Raw genomic sequence first — 17015 nt, forward strand, 5'->3', positions numbered from 1 at the left:
CCGACACGCGCCGGGGTCCACGCGACTCCCACGGCGTGTCCGGCAGCCGCGCGGCACCCACTATCCTCGTGGCGTGTCCCCCGGTGCGGCGGTGCCGCGGGGGCGGGCGCGGGCCGGGCGACCGGGACCGCGTCAAGCGGTCACGCCCCCCACCCTGGGCCGGCGTCCGGGGCCGGTTGGTCGGGCCCCGGGTCATCGGGTAACCTGGCCAGGTTGCCCGGGCTGCGCCTGGCGGCGACCTCATGAACGTTTCAATCCCAGGAGTATCCCGTGGCTAGCGTGTGCGACGTCTGTGGCAAGGGACCGGGCTTCGGCCACAACGTGTCCCACTCGCACCGGCGGACCAACCGCCGCTGGAACCCGAACATCCAGTCGGTGCGTACCCCGGCCGGTGGCGGCAACACCAAGAAGTTGAAGGTCTGCACCTCCTGCATCAAGGCGGGCAAGGTCACCCGCGCCTGACGCGGTAGGCCCCAGCTCCACACTCGTCATTGCCGGCGGGCCCTTGCGGTCCGCCGGCTCTGTCGTGTCCGGCGACTCCCCACCTCCGACGCCCGCCCGCGCATGCGGCGCACCGGCGCCGGGGGCCCGGACGGCCCCGGCGCGAGACGGCTCAAGGCGCGCGGGACGGGTCAGCGCGTGCGTGAGGCGGGTCAGGGCACGCGCGAGGCGGGTCAGAGCGTGCGGGCGAAGGAGATGCAGCCCGGGGCGTCGCGGTAGAAGCCGAAGTTCGGGATGCGCTCGTAACCGGCCGCCGTGTACATGGCGATGGCCTCCGGCTGCTTGTCGCCGCACTCCAGGACGATCCGCTTGCGCCCGTGCTCCCGCGCGGAGCGCTCCACCGCCGCCAGCACCGCCCTGGCCACGCCCCGGCCCCGGGCCGCCGGCGCGGTGTACATCCGCTTCAGCTCGGCGGTGTCGCCCTCGTCACCGTGGCTGCGCCAGCCGCCGCAGCCGACCGGCTCGCCGCCGAGGTGGGCGACGAGGAAGGCGCCGGCGGGCGGCACGAACTCGCCCGGGTCGACCGGGGTCTCGTCGCCGCTGCCGCCGTACCGGGCACCCAGGTCGGCCAGCGCGGCGCGGATCAGGCCCTGCGCCACCGGCGAGTCGAAACGCTCGGCCCGAATCTCGATCTCACTCACGGAGTAAAGGGTACGACGCCGATCGGCCCTTACCGAAAGTGGTCCCAGCCAGCGGGTCCGTCGTACGGCTGCCCGTCGACCGTGACACCCGAGCCCTCCGTCACCCGCCCGATCGGCCGCCAGTCGGCCGGCAGCGCCACCGCCGACGGGAAGGTCGCGGCCAGCGCGTGGTCCTCGCCCCCGGCGAGGAGCCAGGAGTACGGGTCGACGCCGAGCGCCTGGGCGGCGTCGCGCATCTGCCGGGGCACCTCGAAGGCGTCCCGGCGCACGTCCACGGCGACCCCGCTCGCCTTCGCCACGTGCCCGACGTCGGCGAGGAGCCCGTCCGACACGTCGATCATGGCGGTGGCGCCGAGCCGGGCGGCGTGCGGCCCCGCCGCGTACGGCACCTCGGGCCGCCGGCAGGCCTCCACCAGCAGCCGGGGCGTACGGAAGCCCCGGGAGAGCACGGTCAGCCCGGCCGCCGCGTACCCGATGCGGCCGGCCAGGGCCAGCACGTCACCGGGCCGCGCGCCGGAACGCGTCACCGGCGGCCGGCCGCCCAGGTCGCCGAGGGCCGTGACCGCGATGGTCAGCGTCGGGCTGCCCGACATGTCCCCGCCCACCACGCTCGCGCCGACCTTCGCCGCCTCGGCGGCCAGCCCGTCGGCGAGCTCCTCGGCCCACCCGGGATCCAGCTCGGGCGGCATGCAGAGCGCCACCAGCAGCGCGGTCGGCTGCGCCCCCATCGCGGCGATGTCGGCCAGGTTCGCCGCCGCCGCCCGGTGGCCGACGTCACGCGCGCTGGACCAGTCCCGCCGGAAGTGCCGCCCCTCCACCAGCACGTCGGTCGAGGCCGCGACCCGGCCGTCCGGGGCCGCCACCACCGCCGCGTCGTCCCCCGGGCCCAGCAGTACCGTCGATCCGTACGACAACCGGGCGGTCACCCGGTCGATCAGGCCGAACTCGCCGATCCCCGCGACACTCATGCCGCTCCTCCGCCGTGCTGCTCGCTCACCGCTTCTCCTTGACCACCGATAGGGATCAGACCTGGTCCGTAAGGTACTTTCTCCCTTCGGGCCGCTCCAGGGCGGCGACGGACGGAGGTCGAGTCGTGGTACAGGCGTACATCCTCATCCAGACCGAGGTCGGCCGGGCGCGTGACGTGGCCGGTCTCATCTCGGACCTTGCCGGCGTGGTACGCGTCGACGCCGTCACCGGGCCGTACGACGTGGTCGTGCTCACCGAGGCGAACACCGTCGACGAGCTCGGCAAACTCATCGTCAGCAAGGTGCAGATGGTGCCCGGCATCACCCGCACCCTCACGTGTTCGGTGGTGCGCCTGTAAGTGGACAAGATCACTGACTCTCCCGTGACCGATTCCGCCCAGCCGGACGAGGTGGCCCCCGACCGGCCGACCCGCGACCGCACGACGCGCGGCGCGGCGCTGGTCGCCACGCTGATCGCACTGCCGGTCACCGTGCTGGTGGGCGCGTTCGCGTTCGCCCAACTCTCCCCCGACGAGCGGGCCGAGCCGGCCGCCACGCCGAGCGCGACCGCCACGAGCGCCGGACCGCGCTCCACCGCTCCGGTCGAGATGGCCGCGCCGGCGCTGGCCGAACGGCCCGCCACGGTCTGCCGCGCCCTGCTCTCCCAGTTGCCGCCCACGGTCAACGACCTCGCCCAGCGCCCGGTCACGGCCGGCCCGGAGCAGAACGCCGCGTACGGCGACCCGGCGGTCACCGTCGCCTGCGGCGGGGCCAAGCCGGCCGTCGACGACACCGACCACGTCTGGACGGTCAACCGGGTCTGCTGGTACGCCAGCGAGGAACGCGACGCCACCGTGCTCACCACCATGGACCGGGAGACCGCCGTCACGGTCCGCGTGCCGCACTTCTACGGGCAGGGGTTGCAGTGGGTCGCCCCCGTCTCGGACACGATCGTGGCCTCGGTGCCCTCCGTCGCCGCCGCCGACACCCCCAGCGGCTGCCGGACCTGATCCCCGCCCTGCCCTGGCCCGCCTCGCTTGGGCCGGCAACGGTCAGGAAGGGCACCTTCCCATGCACCAGGCGTGAGGAAGGTGCCCTTCCTCACACCTCAGTGCAGGCCCACGCCGCGGTGCAGGGCGGTGCGGATGAGGCGGTTGACCAGCTTCGGATACTCCAGGCCGGCAGCCGCCCACATCCGGGGGAACATCGACGTCGGGGTGAAGCCCGGCATGGTGTTGATCTCGTTGAGGTAGACGTCCAGCTCCGGGGTGACGAAGAAGTCGACCCGGGCCAGGCCGGCGCAGTCGAGCGCGGTGAAGGCGCGGACGGCGTACTCCTGGACCTGGCGGGTGACCCGCTCCGGCAGGCCGGCGGGGATGTCGTACTCGCAGGCGGACTCGGAGTCGATGTACTTCGCCTCGAAGTCGTAGAAGTCGTAGTCCCCGACCACCCGGACCTCGGCCAGCACGGACGCCTCCGGCGCGCCGCCGGCCTCGCCCTCCAGCACGCCGCACTCGATCTCGCGGCCGACGACCGCGCCCTCGATCAGCACCTTCGGGTCGATCTGCCGGGCGGTGGCGACCGCCGCGTCGAGGTCGGCCCAGTCGTCGACCTTGCTGATGCCGAACGACGAACCGGCCCGGGACGGCTTCACGAAGACCGGCAGGCCGAGCCGCTCCTTGTCCGCCTCGCTCAGCGTCATGCCGTTGCGCAGCACCGCGTACGGGCCCACCGGGATGCCCTCGGCGGCGCAGAGCTTCTTGGTGAACTCCTTGTCCATGGCGGCGGCGGAGGCGAAGACGTTCGCCCCGACGTACGGGATGCCGGCCATCTCCAGCATGCCCTGGATGGTGCCGTCCTCGCCGTACGCGCCGTGCAGCACCGGGAAGACCACGTCGACGTCGGCGAGCGCCCGGGGCCCCTCGGTGGGGTCGAGCACCATGAGCCCGTTGCCGGTCGGGTCGGCGCGCAGCACGATGTCGGTGCCGGACTCGGCGGTGATCTCCGGCAGCCGGCGCGCGTTGATCGCCAACTGACCGGGGTCGCCGCTGGTCAGCACCCACTGGCCGGCCCGGGTGATGCCCACCGGCACCACCTCGAACTCGTCCGGGTCGAGGGCGCCGAGGACGCTGCCGGCGCTGACGCAGGAGATGCCGTGCTCCGGGCTGCGGCCGCCGAAGACGATCGCCACGCGGGTCCTGCCTGGGGTGGTCACTGCGTCACCTCTTCGTACGCGACTGCTCCGGTCGTGGCGCTCACCCGGTTGACCTTACTGTGCGTGGTGAGCGCCGACAGCCGATACCCGGGCAGAGGCGGGCGGCAGCGCAACCGGTCGACACGGCGTGTACGGGTGGTGACGGGCACCCGGCCGCCGTCGCGCGTCGTTAGGGTGGGCGCCGGACGGGAGAGGCGACCATGGACACCAGGGACGGCCGTGTCATGCGGGCCCGGATGCTGCTGGAGGTCGGGCGCTGGCCGGACGCGTTCCACGAGCTGAGCCGGGTGCTGCGCGAGCGCCCCGACGACGTCGAGGCGGGCTGCCTGCTGGCCCGCTGCTACGACCTGGCCGGGGACCCGCCCGGCACGGTGGCCGCCACCGGGCGCGTCCTCGCGGTCGCGCCCGGGCACGAGTGGGCGCTGCGGCAGCGGGCGATGGCGCTGGTGGCGATGAGGCGCAGGCGGGAGGCGTTGCTGTGCGCGCGGGCCGCGGTGGCCGCCGCGCCACACGAGTGGCGGACCCACGCGACGCTGGCCGAGGTGCTGCTGCACCAGCCCGGTGTCCGGGCGCTCGTGTTCGCCCGGAACGCGGCGGACACGGTGCTCCGGCTGGCGCCGGACGAGGCAGACGCCCACGTCGTCGACGCGCAGGTGTGCCTGCGGGCCGGCGAGCTGACCCTGGCCCGGCGGGCCTGCGTACGCGCGCTGGAGCTGGACCCGCAGAACCAGGCGGCACTGCACGACCTCGCGGTGGTCGACCTGCGCCGGGAACGCCTGGGCCGCGCGGGTCGGGGCTTCAGCGCCGCGCTCGCCCTCGCCCCCGGCGACCGGACCACCGGCACGGCACACGGCCAGGGCGCCCGGGCGGTCCTGTGGCGTCTCTACGACGTCCTCGCCGCGGCCACGGTGGGGCACCTCGTGGTCTTCGCGCTGGTCGCGGGCACGCTCGGGCCGTGGCGACGGCCGCTCGCCCTCGGCGCGGCGGTCCTGCTCCTGGCCGCCTTCGCCCTGCTGTTCCGGTGGGTGTGGCGCGCCCAACCGCTCGCGGTCCGGCTGAAGGTGCGGGCGGACCGCCGCCAGCCGGCGGTGCTGCTGTGGGCGGCGGCCGTGGTCGCCGCAGCGGTCGCCTCGGTCCTCGGCGGGTACCGGCCGGCGGAGGACTCCGTCGCCGGCAACCTCGCGATCCTCGGGGTGATGATCACCGTCGTCACGTTGACGGTCCGGCTCTACGGGCTGGTGACCGGCTGGGTGTCGACCGTCGTCGTGCGGCTGCTGTACCGGACGGCGCTGCTGCTGCACGGAGGGCGGCGGCGGACGGGCCGCCGGGGCGACGCGGCCGGGGCGGGGGCACGAGGGTGAGCGGAGCGGCGGGAACGGTCGCTACGCTGCTGCACCTATGAGCTCCGACGCCCTCATCGACAGCCTGCTGGCCGCCCTCGACGGCCGCCCCGACGACCTGCCGCTGCGGCTGCACCTGGCCGGGCTGCTGCTCGACGCCGGGCGGGGGCCGGAAGGGATCGCGCAGATCGGGCAGGCGCTCGCCCGGGACCCGGGCAACGAGCAGGCCCAGGCCCTGATGCAGCGGGCGCTCGGCGTGGCCGTACCCCCGCCGCACACGCCGGCCCCGACGACGCCGCAGCGGCCCGCGCCCGCCGCCGGGCCCGGCGGCCCCGCCGCGACCGCCGACCAGGATCCCCTCGCCGCCTACGAGCAGGAACTGGCCGACGTGGTGCCGCCGCGGTTCGCCCGCGCCGGCGACGAGCCGGAGCCGGTCGCCGGCCACTCCGACCGGGTGTACGACGTGGAGGCCTCCGGCATCCGGCTGGCCGACGTGGGCGGCATGTCGGCGGTCAAGGAGCGCCTCGAGCTGGCCTTCCTCGGCCCGTTGCGCAACCCGGAGCTGCGCAGGATGTACGGCAAGAGCCTCCGCGGCGGCCTGATGCTCTACGGCCCGCCCGGCTGCGGCAAGACGTTCCTGGCCCGGGCGGTCGCCGGGGAGATGGGCGCGAAGTTCATCTCGCTGTCCATCGTGGATGTGCTGGACATGTGGATGGGCAACTCGGAGCGCAACCTGCACGAGCTGTTCCAGGCGGCCCGCCGCAACGCGCCCTGCGTGCTCTTCCTGGACGAGGTCGACGCGCTGGGGCACAAGCGCTCGCAGGTCGGCTCCAGCTCGATGCGGACGCTGGGCAACCAGCTGCTGGCGGAGCTGGACGGGATGGAGGGCAGCAACGAGGGGGTCTTCGTGCTGGCCGCCACCAACACCCCGTGGGACGTCGACCCGGCGCTGCGCCGTCCCGGGCGGCTCGACCGGGTGGTGCTGGTGCTGCCGCCGGACGCCGAGGCGCGCCGCGCCATCCTGGAGTACCACCTGCGGGAGCGGCCGATCGCGGGGATCGACCTGCGGAAGATCGTGGCGGCCACCGAGGACTACTCGGGCGCCGACCTGGCCCACCTCTGCGAGACGGCCGCCGAGTTCGCGATGGCCGACTCGGTACGCAGCGGCGAGGTGCGGATGATCGAGCACCGGGACCTGGAGCGGGCGGTCAAGGAGGTCCGGCCGTCGACGAAGCCGTGGATGGCCACCGCCCGCAACGTGGCGATGTTCGCCAACGAGGGGGGCGTCTACGACGACCTCGTCGCCTACCTGAAGCGGCGCCGGATGCTGTGACGCCGGACGGCCCGGCGGGGCGCCGGGCCGCGCCTCCCGCCGGGCCGGGCCGCCTGCCGGGCGGCCCTCCCACCCGGCGGGGCCGCCTCCCGCGACCGCACCGCCCTCGGCGGCGTCAGCCGCGCGCGTGCCGCCGGCCGATGGCGATCACCTTGACCCGCTGCCGGCCGGCCCGCACCATGCCCAGCGCCATGAACGCGCCCGCGATCCGGTCCGCCGCCTCGCGGCTGCTCGCCCCGACCACCTGACGGCGGCGCTCGGGGCAGTTGCGTTCGTCGCGTCCGGCGCCCTCGGCCGGCCGCACGTCGGTGAGCACCACCAGGAACCGCGTCATCGGTGCCCGCCGGGGCGGTCGGCGTGGGCCTGTCGGGCAGTACGCACGTCGGGTCCCTTCCGGCTGACGGGCCACGGGGCGTGGCACGCGGCGATCGGGTACGGGGGAGAAACCCGATCGCCGCGCGCCCCTTCCCCTCCGGTCGCTCACCACCGCCGTCGCCACGACAACCGGCAGTGAGGACGCGATGACAGATTGGCATGTCTACAGCCATGAATGCAACTCTCATCGACGTTCTCTCATCTACACGTTCCCGGGAAGATGTGCGACGATCGATGCATGGCTCCGAAGACCGCCCGTGCCCGGCGACTGGGCATCGCGCTGCGCACCCACCGGGAAGCCGCCGGCCTCACGCTGGAGGCGGCGGCGGACGAGATCAGCAGCACCCGCAGCACCCTGTCCCGCTACGAGAACGCGCAGACGCTGGTCAGCCCCGCCACCGTGCGCGCCCTGCTCACCCTCTACGGGGTCGGTGCCGACGAGGTGGCCGCCGCCGTGCAGCTCGCCAAGGACGCGCGCAAACCCGGCTGGTGGGTGTCGTACTCGCACCTGCTCGACCGGCGCACCATCGACTTCATCGCGCTGGAGGCCGAGGCCACCGGCATCGCCAACTTCGAGCCCTCGGTGGTGCCGGGGCTGTTGCAGACCGCCGACTACGTCCGGGGCGTGATGCGCGGCGGCCCGCACACCCTGCGCGACGACGAGGTGGAGCAGCGGGTCCAGTTCCGGCTCGACCGGCAGCAGCGGCTCATCAGTGACCAGCCGCCGATCCTGGACGCCATCATCGACGAGGGCGCACTGCTGCGGCCCGTCGGCGACCGGTCGGTGATGGAGTCGCAGCTGCACCACCTGGTCAAGATGGGCGAGCTGCCCAACATCACGGTCCAGGTGATCCCGCTCGCCGCCGGCTACCACCGGGGCACCCGGGGCTCGCTGCACATCCTGGAGTTCGCAGACCCGGAGGACCCGATCATCGCCTCGGTCGAGACGGTGGCCGGGCAGATGGTCCTCGACCGGCCGGGCGACCTGCGTACCTGCACCAAGATCATGGAGCACCTGCGGACCGTCGCGCTCAGCCCGGCGGACAGCCGCGACCAGCTCCTCCAACTCCTGAAGGGACGGTAGGACCATGACACCGACGATCAGCGCGGCGCTGGCCGTGGCGCGGTGGCGCAAGAGCAGCCGCAGCGGCGACGAGGGGGCGTGCGTGGAGATGGCGGTGGTCCCGGGCACGGTCGCCGTCCGCGACTCCAAGGACCCGTCCGGCCCCGCGCTGCTCTTCCCGCCGGCCGCCTGGGCCGCCTTCGTCGGGGCACCGCCCGGACACTGACCCCTCCCTCCGGGGGCGCCGGCGCGGCCGCTGACCCGTCGCGCCGGTGCTCTGCCGGCGGCGGTCCCACCGATGGGAGCCGGTGGGGCCGTCGCCCGGCGGGGAGGCGGGCGGTCAGCCCGCGACGACCGGGCGGGGTGCGGGGCCGGCGCGCAGCGCCTCCAGCGCCGCGATGGCCACGCCCCGGGCGCCGGCCATGTCCCGCTCGGGCACCAGGGCGAAGGTGGCCGACGCGGCCTGCTCCTCCCGCAGCACCGTGTGCTCCCGCACCGTCGCGAGGAACCAGTCCCGGAACTCCGGGGCCGCCTCCACCACCCCGCCCCCGACGAAGTACGCGTGCGGATCGGTGAAGTTGGCCGCCACGGTGAAGAGTCGACCCAGCGCCATCGCCTGCTGGGTGAACACCTCCCGGGCCAGCGCGTCGCCGCGCTCGCCGTAGCCCCGGACCAGCTTCGCCGCCCGCTCCGGCGGCTCGGCGGCCAGCGGATGCTCCGGAAAGCGCCCCAGCCAGTACGGCAGCAGGTTCCGCCCGATGGCGGTCAGCGAGGCGACGCTCTCGGCGTCCCCGGCGAAGCCGCAGGCGCACGTGGGCACCGGCTGGTCCGGCGCGAGCAGCCCGGTCAGCGGGATGTGCACGTGCCCCAGTTCGCCGGCCATCCCGGCCGCCCCGGCGACCACCCGGCCCGCCTCGACCACACCGCCGCCCAGCCCCGTGCCGACGATGGCCGACACCGACGAGCGGCGCATCGCCTCCGCGCCGAAGTGCGCGTGGTGGGCGTAGAGCGCGGCGGCGTTGCCGTCGTTGTGGTAGAGCACCGGCAGGCCGAGCCGCCGTTCCAGGGCCGTCCGCACGTCGTAGCCGCGCCAGGCCGGCTGGGAGAAGTTGGTCGACCCGCGCGACGAGATCACCCCGGTCGCGCTCGCCGGACCGGGCGTGTCCAGCCCGACCGCGCGCACCGCCGTGCGGGGCACCCCCGTCAGCGCCAGCACCCCGTCGAACGCGCGGGCCAGCGCCTCGATCGCCGCCGCCGGGCCGGCGCGTACCTCGCTCGGGTTCTCCACCAGGCCGTCCACCAGGAACCGGCCGTCCACGGTGAGCACCGTGGCGTTGTTGCTGGTCCCCCCGTTGTCCAGCCCGACGACCACCGGCACGTCCGCACCACCCACGACAACCGCCTTCCGCCGCCACGCCTGCCGTGAGGCTAGTTCCCCTTCCCCGCCCCCGCCAGGCCGCGGCGACCAACGAGGGTCAGCCCGGGCGGCGGGCCGAGACGGCGGTGGCGTCCCGGTCGTCGTCCCGGGTCACCGTGGGGTGCAGGCCCACGGCGGTCAGCGCCGCGCGGAGCGCCTCCACCTGCGCCTCCCCCGCCTCGACCACCAGGTGCCCGCCCGGGGCCAGCCAGCGCGCCGCGCCCTCGGCGACGCGGCGCAGCACCGCCAGGCCGTCCGGCCCGCCGTCGAGGGCCACCGGCGCCTCGTGCAGCCGCGCCTCCGGCGGCATCAGCGCCACCGCCGCCGTCGGCACGTAGGGGGCGTTGGCCAGCACCAGGTCCAGCCGCCCCTGCCAGCGCACCGGCAGCGGGTCGTACAGGTCGCCCTCGAAGACCGGCACGGCCAGCGGGGCCAGGTTGCGCCGGGCGCAGGCGACGGCGGCGGGGTCCACGTCGGCGGCGGCCAGCCAGCGCGGCGCGAGCCGGCGGGCCAGCGCCACGGTGGTGGCGCCGGAGCCGCAGCACAGGTCCACCACGGCCGCCGCCGGGCCGGTCACCGCGACGGCGACGTCGACCAGCAGGGCGGTACGCGCACGCGGCACGAACACGCCGGGGTCGATGGCGATCCGTTCGCCGCAGAACTCGGCCCAGCCGAGCACGTACTCCAGTGGCAGCCCGGCGACCCGGCGGTCGACCAGGTCGGCCAGCGCCTCGGCCGAGTCGGCGGCGGCGATCAGCAGCTCCGCCTCGTCCTCGGCGTAGACGCAGCCGGCGGCGCGCAGCCGGTGCACGAGGGCGGGCCGGTCGGGGCGGAAGGAGAAGACGGTCACGGCGCACCTCCGGGCCGGTGTCCGGTGCTCAGCGGCTGGCGTCCAGTGCGGCGGTCACGTCGGCGACCAGGTCGACGGCGTCCTCGACCCCGCAGGAGAGCCGGACGAAGCCGGGCGGGGTGTCGTCGCCCCACTGGGCCCGCCGGTCGGCGGTGGTGTGCAGGCCACCGAAGGAGGTGGCCGCGGCCACCAGCCGGGCCGCGTCGAGGAACCGCGCCACCCGCCCGGCGTCGCCGAGGTCGAAGCAGAGCACCCCGGGGATCCGTCGCATCTGGACCGACGCCACCGGGTGGGCCGGGTCGCCGGGCAGCCCCGGCCAGCGCAGCCCGGTCACGTCGTCGCGCCCCGCGAGCAGCCCGGCGAGGGCCTGCGCGTTCGCGGTCTGCCGGGCCAGCCGCAGGTCGAGGGTGGCCAGCGACCGGTGCGCGAGCCAGGCGTCGAACGCGCCCGGCACGGCCCCGGTGACGTTCCGCCAGGCGGTGACCGCGTCCCGCAGCTCGGTCGAGCGGGTCGCGACGTAGCCGAGCAGCAGGTCGGAGTGCCCGGTGAGGGCCTTCGTCCCGGAGGCCACCACGATGTCGGCGCCCAGGTCGAGCGGGCGCTGCCCGAGCGGCGTCGCCGTGGTGTTGTCGACCGCCACCAGGGCGCCGGCGGCGTGCGCCCGGGCGGCCAGCGCCGCCACGTCGGCGACGTCCAGGCCGGGGTTGGCCGGGGTCTCCAGCAGCACCAGGCGTACGCCGTCGAAGGCCGGGTGCGGGCCGGCGGTCGGGGCGAGGAGCACCCGTACGCCGATGCCCTCCAGCGTGTCGGCGGCGAAGGCCCGGACGGCGAAGTACCCGTCCGACGGGAGCACCACGGTGTCCCCCGGCCGCAGCAGCGTCAGCAGCAGCCCGGTGATCGCGGCCTGCCCGCTGGCGAAGACCCGGCAGTCGCCCCCCTCCAGCTCCCCGACGGCCGCCTCCAGCAGCCGCCGGGTGGGGTTGTCCGGCCGGCCGTAGCCGTCGGGCGCCGCCGCCGGCCCCGCCCACGGGTCCAGGTGGTACGGCGCGGCGAACACCGGACCGGGCAGGAACGGCTGGCCGGGAGCCGGCTCGGGCAGGCCGGCGCGGACGCAGCGGGTGCCGTCGTGGTGCTCGGTCACGTCGCTCACTCCGGCTTGGTGGTGCGGCTCATCAGCGCCTCGACGGCGAGCCGAGGGTCCATCCCCTCGTGGCAGACCAGCTCGACCTGCTCGGTGATCGGCATCTCCACCGCGTGCGCCCGGGCCAGGTCGCGCAGGGCCAGCGCGCTCTTGACGCCCTCGGCGGTCTGCCGGGTGGCGACGCGGGCCTCCTCCAGGGTCGCGCCCCGGCCCAGGTGCTCGCCGAAGGTGCGGTTGCGGGCCAGCGGCGACGAGCAGGAGGCGACGAGGTCGCCCATCCCCGCCAGGCCGGCGAAGGTGAGCGGGTCGGCGCCCAGGGCCACCCCGAGCCGGGCCGTCTCGGCCAGTCCCCGGGTGACGAGCATGGCCCGGGTGTTGTCGCCGAACCCCATCGCCACGGCGATGCCGTACGCCAGGGCGATCACGTTCTTCACCGCGCCGCCCAGCTCGCAGCCGATCACGTCGTCGTTGGTGTACGGGCGGAAGTAGGGCGTGGTGATGGAGCGCTGCACCAGCGTCGCCCGGTCCTGGTCGGTGCAGGCGACCACGGTGGCGGCGGGCTGCTCGGCGGCGATCTCCGGGGCCAGGTTGGGGCCGGAGACCACCACCACCCGGTCCGCCGCCACCCCGGCGGTCTCCACGATCACCTCGCTCATCCGCCTGGTGGTGCCGAGCTCGATGCCCTTCATCAGCGAGACCAGGGTGGCGTCCGGGTGCAGGTGCGCGGTCCACTCGGCCAGGTTGCCGCGCAGCGTCTGCGACGGTACGGCCAGCACCACCTGCTCGGCCCCGGTGATCGCCTCGGCGGCGTCGCCCGTCGCCGTGACCCGCGCCGGCAGCAGCACGTCCGGCAGGTACTCCGGGTTGCGCCGCTCGGCCCGGATCGTGTCGGCGACCGCCTGGCGGCGGGCCCAGACGGTGACGTCCCGCCCGGCGTCGGCGAGGATCTTGGCGAACGCGGTGCCCCACGAGCCGGCACCCAGGACCGCGACGTGCCCGCTCACGCCGCCGCCCCCGGCCGCCGCCGATCGACGGCGGGGCGCGCCGTCCGTTCCCACAGTGGTGGCGGGGTGCCGCCCCGGATCTCGGTGAGCATGTCACGAAGGCGCAGCATGATGGTGTCGGTCATCTCCTCGAGGACGGCCTTCGTCGGGGTCGACCCGGCCCATCGGCCCAGGTCGACGGGGGGTCCGGCGACCACGGTCACCGGGATCCGGGGGCGCGGGTCCAGCCGGGACCGGCGCGGGTCGAAGATCCGCTCCGGGCCCCACATGACGAGCGGGACCACCGGCGCCCCGGTGGCGAGCGCGAGGCGGGCGGCGCCGGTCTTGCCCTTCATCGGCCACAGCTCCGGTTCGCGGGTGATGGTGCCCTCCGGGTAGATCACCACCGCGCCGCCCTGGGCGAGCGCGGCGACGAGGTGGTCCAGCGACCGCACCGCGTCCACGGTGTTGCGCTCGACCGGGATCTGCCGGCACCGGTGCAGGATCCAGCCGATCACCGGGACCCGGAACACGCTGGCCTTGCCGAGGAACTGCGGCCAACGGCCGGAGTCGTAGACGAAGTGGGCCGCGACGAGCGGGTCGGCGTGCGAGATGTGGTTCGGCACGATGATCACGCCGCCGTCGCCGCGCAGGTGCTCCATGCCGCGCCAGGTGCGCCGGGTCCAGACGGTCATCACCGGCTTGACCAGCACCACGGCGAACCATTGCCAGAACCCCAGCCTCCGCCGTGTCACCGCGCCTCCTCGTGCCACCCCGCCCCGCACCGGATCCGCACCCGGTGACGCCCGCAGCGGAAATCATGCCTGCTCGACCCGGGTCCGGCCAGAGAGGGTACCGCCGGACGGCTGGCAGGATGGCGGTGTGAGTCAGCCGAGGTGGACCGTGGTGGTGCCCGTGAAGCGCCTGGCCGCCGCGAAGAGCCGGCTGCGGGGGGCGCTGCCGGCCGTACCGCACGAGGAACTGGCGCTGGCCCTGGCCGCCGACACGGTCGCCGCGGTGCGGGCCTGCCCGGCGGTGGCGGGGGTGCTGGTCGTCACCGACGACGCCCGGGTGGCCGAGGCCGCCCGCCGCGCGGGCGCCCGGGCACTGGCCGACGCCCCCGGCGCCGGGCTGAACGCCGCCTTCCGGCACGGCGCGTCGGTCGCGGGCGGCGGCTGGGTGGCCGGGCTCACCGCCGACCTGCCCGCGTTGCGCCCGGCCGAGCTGGCGGCGGCGCTGCGGGCGGCCCAGGCCGCGCCCCCGGGCGTACGCGGGTACGTGGCCGACGCCCCCGGCCAGGGCACCGTGCTGCTGGCCGCGCCGCCGGGCGTGGCCCTGGATCCCCGCTTCGGGGTCGGCTCGGCCGCCTCGCACGCCGCGAGCGGGGCGCTCGCCCTCACCGGGGACTGGCCGAGCCTGCGCCGGGACGTGGACACCGCCGCCGACCTGGCCGCGGCGGCCCGGCTCGGGCTGGGGCCCCGCACGGCCGCGTTGGCCGCCGCCTCCTGCCCGGCCTGAGGGCGTGTAGCGTGCGGGTCATGCAGGGCACGGTGGCCACCTACGACGCGGCGACCCGCAGCGGGACGCTGCTCCTCGACGACGGCACCGAGCTGGCCTTCCCGGCCCGGGCGTTCGACGCCTCCGGCCTGCGCCTGCTCCGCCTCGGCCAGCGGTTGCGCGTCGAGACCGACGACACCGGCGCGGTGGTCCGGGTGACATTGCCGACGATGGCCTGAGCGGCTGGTCGAAGTTCATTTTGCGTTAACCGCATCCGGGTGATTATGGGCAGGTGAGCACCCCTCGCAAGCCCCCCGCCAACCGCCCGTCCACCGACCCGGCCGCCCCCCGCAACGGCACCCGGTCCCGGGGGGCCGACGGCCGCTTCCACGCCGACCCGCCGGCCGCGACCCCGGAGGCGGCGCCGGCCGCGACCCTCGGCGGAGCGTCCGCAGCGACCCCGGGCGGAGGGTCCGCAGCGACCGGTTCGGCCGACGCCGCCGGTGCCGGCGGTGCGGCCGCCTCCGCCGGGCTGGAGGAGGTGCTGGATGCGGCGCCGCCCGCCGAGGCGCCGGCGCCCGACCTCGTCGACGAGCCCCCCGCGGCGCCGCCGCTGCCGGAGGACCGCTTCCTCAACCGGGAACTCTCCTGGCTCGACTTCAACGCCCGGGTGTTGGCGCTCGCCGAGGACCCGCGCACGCCGCTGCTGGAGCGGGCCAAGTTCCTGGCCATCTTCGCCAGCAACCTCGACGAGTTCTACATGGTGCGGGTCGCCGGGCTGAAGCGCCGGCTCCAGGCCGGCCTGCCGGTACGCGGCGGGGACCGGATGCCGCTGCGCACCCAGCTGGAACTGGTCGCCGGGAAGGCCGCGACGCTGGTGGCCCGGCACTCGGCCTGCTTCACCGACGAGGTGCTGCCGAAGCTGGCCGCCGAGGACATCCGGATCCTGCGCTGGGCCGACCTGGACGACCCCGAGCGGGAACGGCTGCGCACGTACTTCCGGGAGCAGATCTTCCCGGTGCTGACCCCGCTGGCGGTGGACCCGGCGCACCCCTTCCCGTACATCTCCGGGCGGTCGCTCAACCTCGCGGTGGCGGTCCGCGACCCGGACGGCGGCTCGGAGTTCTTCGCCCGGGTGAAGGTGCCGAACAACGTGCCCCGCTTCGTCCGGGTGCACCGCGACCTGCCGGGCGTGCGGATGCTGCCGGTGGAGGACCTGATCTCGGTGCACCTGGGGCAGCTCTTCTCCGGCATGCAGGTGGTCGAGTGCCACCTGTTCCGCGTCACCCGCAACGCCGAGGTGGAGGTCGACGAGGACCGCGACGAGGACCTGCTCCAGGCCCTGGAACGGGAGCTGGCCCGGCGCCGGTTCGGCCCGCCCGTGCGGCTGGAGGTGGCCGCCTCGGTCTCCGACCACGTGCTGGAGCTCCTCGTCCGCGAGCTGGACATGCACGATCAGGAGGTGCTGCGGGTGCCCGGCCTGCTCGACCTCTCCGCGCTCTGGCAGCTCTACGACGAGGCCGACCGGCCGGACCTGAAGGATCCGCCGTTCGTGCCGGCCACCCACCCCCGCCTCACCGAGGGCGAGGTGCCGCGCAGCGTCTTCGCGACCCTGCGCGACGGCGACATCCTGGTCCACCACCCGTACCACTCGTTCGCCACCAGCGTGCAGCGCTTCATCGAGCAGGCCGCCGCGGACCCGGACGTGCTGGCCATCAAGCAGACCCTCTACCGCACCAGCGGCGACTCCCCGATCGTGGACGCGCTCGTCGACGCGGCGGCCGCCGGCAAGCAGGTGGTGGTGCTGGTCGAGCTGAAGGCGCGCTTCGACGAGGTGGCCAACATCGGCTGGGCGCGCAAGCTGGAGCGCGCCGGCTGCCACGTCGTCTACGGCCTGGTCGGGCTCAAGACGCACTGCAAGACCGCCCTGGTGGTACGCCAGGAGGGCAACCAGATCCGCCGCTACTGCCACATCGGCACCGGCAACTACCACCCGAAGACCGCCCGGCTCTACGAGGACTTCGGCATGCTCACCGCCGACCCGGAGATCGGAGCCGACCTGACCGACCTGTTCAACGTCCTCACCGGCTACAGCCGGCAGACCGCGTACCGCCGGCTGCTGGTGGCGCCGCAGGGCATCCGCAGCGGCCTCATCGAACGCATCGAGCGGGAAATCGCGCACGTCCGGCTGGGCATGCCCGGCCTCGTGCAGATCAAGGTGAACTCGCTGGTCGACGAGAAGATCACGGACGCGCTCTACCGGGCCTCCCGGGCCGGCGTCCACGTGGACCTGGTGATCCGGGGCATGTGCACGCTGCGCCCGGGGGTGCCCGGCCTGTCGGAGAACATCCGGGTCCGCTCGATCCTGGGCCGGTTCCTGGAGCACTCCCGGATCTTCCGGTTCGGCAACGACGGCGACGCCGAGTTCTGGATGGGCTCGGCCGACCTGATGCACCGCAACCTGGACCGCCGGGTGGAGGCGCTGGTGCGGGTGAGCGACCCCGTCGCCCGGGCCGAGCTGGACCACGTGCTGACCGCCGCGATGAGCCCCGACGTGGACGCGTTCGAGCTGGCGGCGGACGGCACCTGGAGCCGGCGTACCGGCACGGCCGAGGAACCGCGGGTCCACCTCCAGGAGTTGCTGCTGCGTCGCGTCGGTGGCACGGCGGGCTGACCGGTACCCGCATAGGC

19 protein-coding genes and 1 pseudogene are annotated in these 17015 nt (G+C 75.1%); 11 read left to right on the forward strand and 9 right to left on the reverse strand.

The features are described 5' to 3' along the window. Positions 1 to 270 precede the first annotated feature (270 nt). Positions 271 to 462: a 50S ribosomal protein L28 gene (rpmB, locus tag ACGFNF_RS04495; RefSeq protein ID WP_011905179.1), complete on the forward strand. Its 192-nt coding sequence runs from the start codon at positions 271 to 273 to the stop codon at positions 460 to 462. A 212-nt stretch (positions 463 to 674) separates the two neighbouring features. On the opposite strand, the gene ACGFNF_RS04500 is transcribed toward rpmB, so the two are convergent. Both ACGFNF_RS04500 and ACGFNF_RS04505 read right to left on the reverse strand, forming a co-directional pair. Continuing rightward, positions 675 to 1142, reverse strand: a complete 468-nt coding sequence (locus ACGFNF_RS04500; protein WP_357579398.1) for a GNAT family N-acetyltransferase — start codon at positions 1140 to 1142, stop codon at positions 675 to 677. A 29-nt stretch (positions 1143 to 1171) separates the two neighbouring features. After that, complete coding sequence (locus tag ACGFNF_RS04505; protein WP_357579399.1) at positions 1172 to 2110, reverse strand: thiamine-phosphate kinase; 939 nt, start codon at positions 2108 to 2110, stop codon at positions 1172 to 1174. 125 nt (positions 2111 to 2235) lie between these two features. Here ACGFNF_RS04505 and ACGFNF_RS04510 point away from each other — a divergent pair, with 125 nt between their 5' ends. Both ACGFNF_RS04510 and ACGFNF_RS04515 read left to right on the forward strand, forming a co-directional pair. Next, positions 2236 to 2469 (forward strand): Lrp/AsnC ligand binding domain-containing protein, encoded by a 234-nt coding sequence (locus ACGFNF_RS04510; protein WP_089001579.1) that lies wholly within the window; start codon positions 2236 to 2238, stop codon positions 2467 to 2469. Continuing rightward, a complete protein-coding gene (locus tag ACGFNF_RS04515) occupies positions 2470 to 3120 on the forward strand; it encodes a DUF3515 family protein (protein ID WP_393165703.1) in 651 nt (216 codons plus the stop codon). It abuts the gene before it with no gap. A gap of 98 nt (positions 3121 to 3218) precedes the next feature. On the opposite strand, the gene ACGFNF_RS04520 is transcribed toward ACGFNF_RS04515, so the two are convergent. Beyond that, the gene (locus ACGFNF_RS04520) at positions 3219 to 4325 is read right to left on the reverse strand and encodes a D-alanine--D-alanine ligase family protein (protein WP_393165705.1); all 1107 of its coding nucleotides are present in this window, start codon (positions 4323 to 4325) and stop codon (positions 3219 to 3221) included. Positions 4326 to 4525: 200 nt separating this feature from the next. On the opposite strand from ACGFNF_RS04520, the gene ACGFNF_RS04525 reads away from it, so the two are divergent. The 3 genes and pseudogenes from ACGFNF_RS04525 (at position 4526) to ACGFNF_RS04535 (ending at position 6998) form a co-directional block, all read left to right on the forward strand. Then, the gene (locus ACGFNF_RS04525; RefSeq protein WP_393165708.1) at positions 4526 to 5686 is read left to right on the forward strand and encodes a tetratricopeptide repeat protein; all 1161 of its coding nucleotides are present in this window, start codon (positions 4526 to 4528) and stop codon (positions 5684 to 5686) included. 28 nt (positions 5687 to 5714) lie between these two features. Next, positions 5715 to 5900 (forward strand): annotated as a pseudogene (locus tag ACGFNF_RS04530) (tetratricopeptide repeat protein); the annotation flags it as partial. A 3-nt stretch (positions 5901 to 5903) separates the two neighbouring features. Continuing rightward, positions 5904 to 6998, forward strand: a complete 1095-nt coding sequence (locus ACGFNF_RS04535; protein WP_393165869.1) for an ATP-binding protein — start codon at positions 5904 to 5906, stop codon at positions 6996 to 6998. Between the two features lie 115 nt (positions 6999 to 7113). Here the strand turns inward: ACGFNF_RS04535 and ACGFNF_RS04540 are convergent, their stop codons facing one another. Continuing rightward, a complete protein-coding gene (locus ACGFNF_RS04540) occupies positions 7114 to 7332 on the reverse strand; it encodes a hypothetical protein (protein WP_121396133.1) in 219 nt (72 codons plus the stop codon). A 279-nt stretch (positions 7333 to 7611) separates the two neighbouring features. On the opposite strand from ACGFNF_RS04540, the gene ACGFNF_RS04545 reads away from it, so the two are divergent. Both ACGFNF_RS04545 and ACGFNF_RS04550 read left to right on the forward strand, forming a co-directional pair. Then, a complete protein-coding gene (locus ACGFNF_RS04545) occupies positions 7612 to 8457 on the forward strand; it encodes a helix-turn-helix transcriptional regulator (RefSeq protein WP_121396134.1) in 846 nt (281 codons plus the stop codon). A gap of 4 nt (positions 8458 to 8461) precedes the next feature. After that, a complete protein-coding gene (locus ACGFNF_RS04550) occupies positions 8462 to 8662 on the forward strand; it encodes a DUF397 domain-containing protein (RefSeq protein ID WP_121396135.1) in 201 nt (66 codons plus the stop codon). A 114-nt stretch (positions 8663 to 8776) separates the two neighbouring features. On the opposite strand, the gene ACGFNF_RS04555 is transcribed toward ACGFNF_RS04550, so the two are convergent. From ACGFNF_RS04555 to ACGFNF_RS04575, 5 genes are all read right to left on the reverse strand, one after another. Next, complete coding sequence (locus ACGFNF_RS04555; protein ID WP_393165711.1) at positions 8777 to 9829, reverse strand: ROK family protein; 1053 nt, start codon at positions 9827 to 9829, stop codon at positions 8777 to 8779. A gap of 82 nt (positions 9830 to 9911) precedes the next feature. After that, positions 9912 to 10703 carry a putative protein N(5)-glutamine methyltransferase gene (locus tag ACGFNF_RS04560; RefSeq protein WP_393165713.1) on the reverse strand — a complete coding sequence of 264 codons (792 nt, stop codon included), beginning with the start codon at positions 10701 to 10703 and terminating at the stop codon, positions 9912 to 9914. A 28-nt stretch (positions 10704 to 10731) separates the two neighbouring features. Continuing rightward, positions 10732 to 11853 (reverse strand): cystathionine gamma-lyase, encoded by a 1122-nt coding sequence (locus ACGFNF_RS04565; RefSeq protein ID WP_393165715.1) that lies wholly within the window; start codon positions 11851 to 11853, stop codon positions 10732 to 10734. After that, positions 11850 to 12848, reverse strand: a complete 999-nt coding sequence (locus ACGFNF_RS04570) for an NAD(P)H-dependent glycerol-3-phosphate dehydrogenase (protein WP_393165717.1) — start codon at positions 12846 to 12848, stop codon at positions 11850 to 11852. The genes ACGFNF_RS04565 and ACGFNF_RS04570 overlap by 4 nt, the downstream gene beginning before the upstream one ends. Continuing rightward, a complete protein-coding gene (locus ACGFNF_RS04575) occupies positions 12845 to 13582 on the reverse strand; it encodes a lysophospholipid acyltransferase family protein (protein ID WP_393165719.1) in 738 nt (245 codons plus the stop codon). The genes ACGFNF_RS04570 and ACGFNF_RS04575 overlap by 4 nt, the downstream gene beginning before the upstream one ends. A 127-nt stretch (positions 13583 to 13709) precedes the next feature. Between ACGFNF_RS04575 and cofC the strand changes: the two genes are divergently transcribed. From cofC to ACGFNF_RS04590, 3 genes are read left to right on the forward strand one after another with little or no spacing between them, the layout of a single operon-like run. Then, positions 13710 to 14345, forward strand: a complete 636-nt coding sequence (gene cofC / locus ACGFNF_RS04580; protein ID WP_393165721.1) for a 2-phospho-L-lactate guanylyltransferase — start codon at positions 13710 to 13712, stop codon at positions 14343 to 14345. A 20-nt stretch (positions 14346 to 14365) separates the two neighbouring features. Beyond that, positions 14366 to 14563 carry a cold-shock protein gene (locus ACGFNF_RS04585; RefSeq protein ID WP_192581542.1) on the forward strand — a complete coding sequence of 66 codons (198 nt, stop codon included), beginning with the start codon at positions 14366 to 14368 and terminating at the stop codon, positions 14561 to 14563. A 53-nt stretch (positions 14564 to 14616) separates the two neighbouring features. Continuing rightward, the gene (locus ACGFNF_RS04590; RefSeq protein ID WP_393165723.1) at positions 14617 to 16998 is read left to right on the forward strand and encodes an RNA degradosome polyphosphate kinase; all 2382 of its coding nucleotides are present in this window, start codon (positions 14617 to 14619) and stop codon (positions 16996 to 16998) included. Positions 16999 to 17015 lie beyond the last annotated feature (17 nt).

This window comes from Micromonospora sp. NPDC048868 (assembly GCF_043198195.1).
Classification (GTDB): domain Bacteria; phylum Actinomycetota; class Actinomycetes; order Mycobacteriales; family Micromonosporaceae; genus Micromonospora; species Micromonospora reichwaldensis.

What these genes read in the sequence shown, in the direction of transcription:
- ACGFNF_RS04525 (WP_393165708.1), top strand. Translation starts at nt 4,526, where the DNA reads ATGGACACCAGGGACGGCCGTGTCATGCGGGCCCGGATGCTGCTGGAG.
- ACGFNF_RS04545 (WP_121396134.1), top strand. Translation starts at nt 7,612, where the DNA reads ATGGCTCCGAAGACCGCCCGTGCCCGGCGACTGGGCATCGCGCTGCGC.
- ACGFNF_RS04550 (WP_121396135.1), top strand. Translation starts at nt 8,462, where the DNA reads ATGACACCGACGATCAGCGCGGCGCTGGCCGTGGCGCGGTGGCGCAAG.
- ACGFNF_RS04535 (WP_393165869.1), top strand. Translation starts at nt 5,904, where the DNA reads ATGCAGCGGGCGCTCGGCGTGGCCGTACCCCCGCCGCACACGCCGGCC.
- ACGFNF_RS04585 (WP_192581542.1), top strand. Translation starts at nt 14,366, where the DNA reads ATGCAGGGCACGGTGGCCACCTACGACGCGGCGACCCGCAGCGGGACG.
- ACGFNF_RS04540 (WP_121396133.1), bottom strand. Translation starts at nt 7,332, where the DNA reads ATGACGCGGTTCCTGGTGGTGCTCACCGACGTGCGGCCGGCCGAGGGC.
- ACGFNF_RS04505 (WP_357579399.1), bottom strand. Translation starts at nt 2,110, where the DNA reads ATGAGTGTCGCGGGGATCGGCGAGTTCGGCCTGATCGACCGGGTGACC.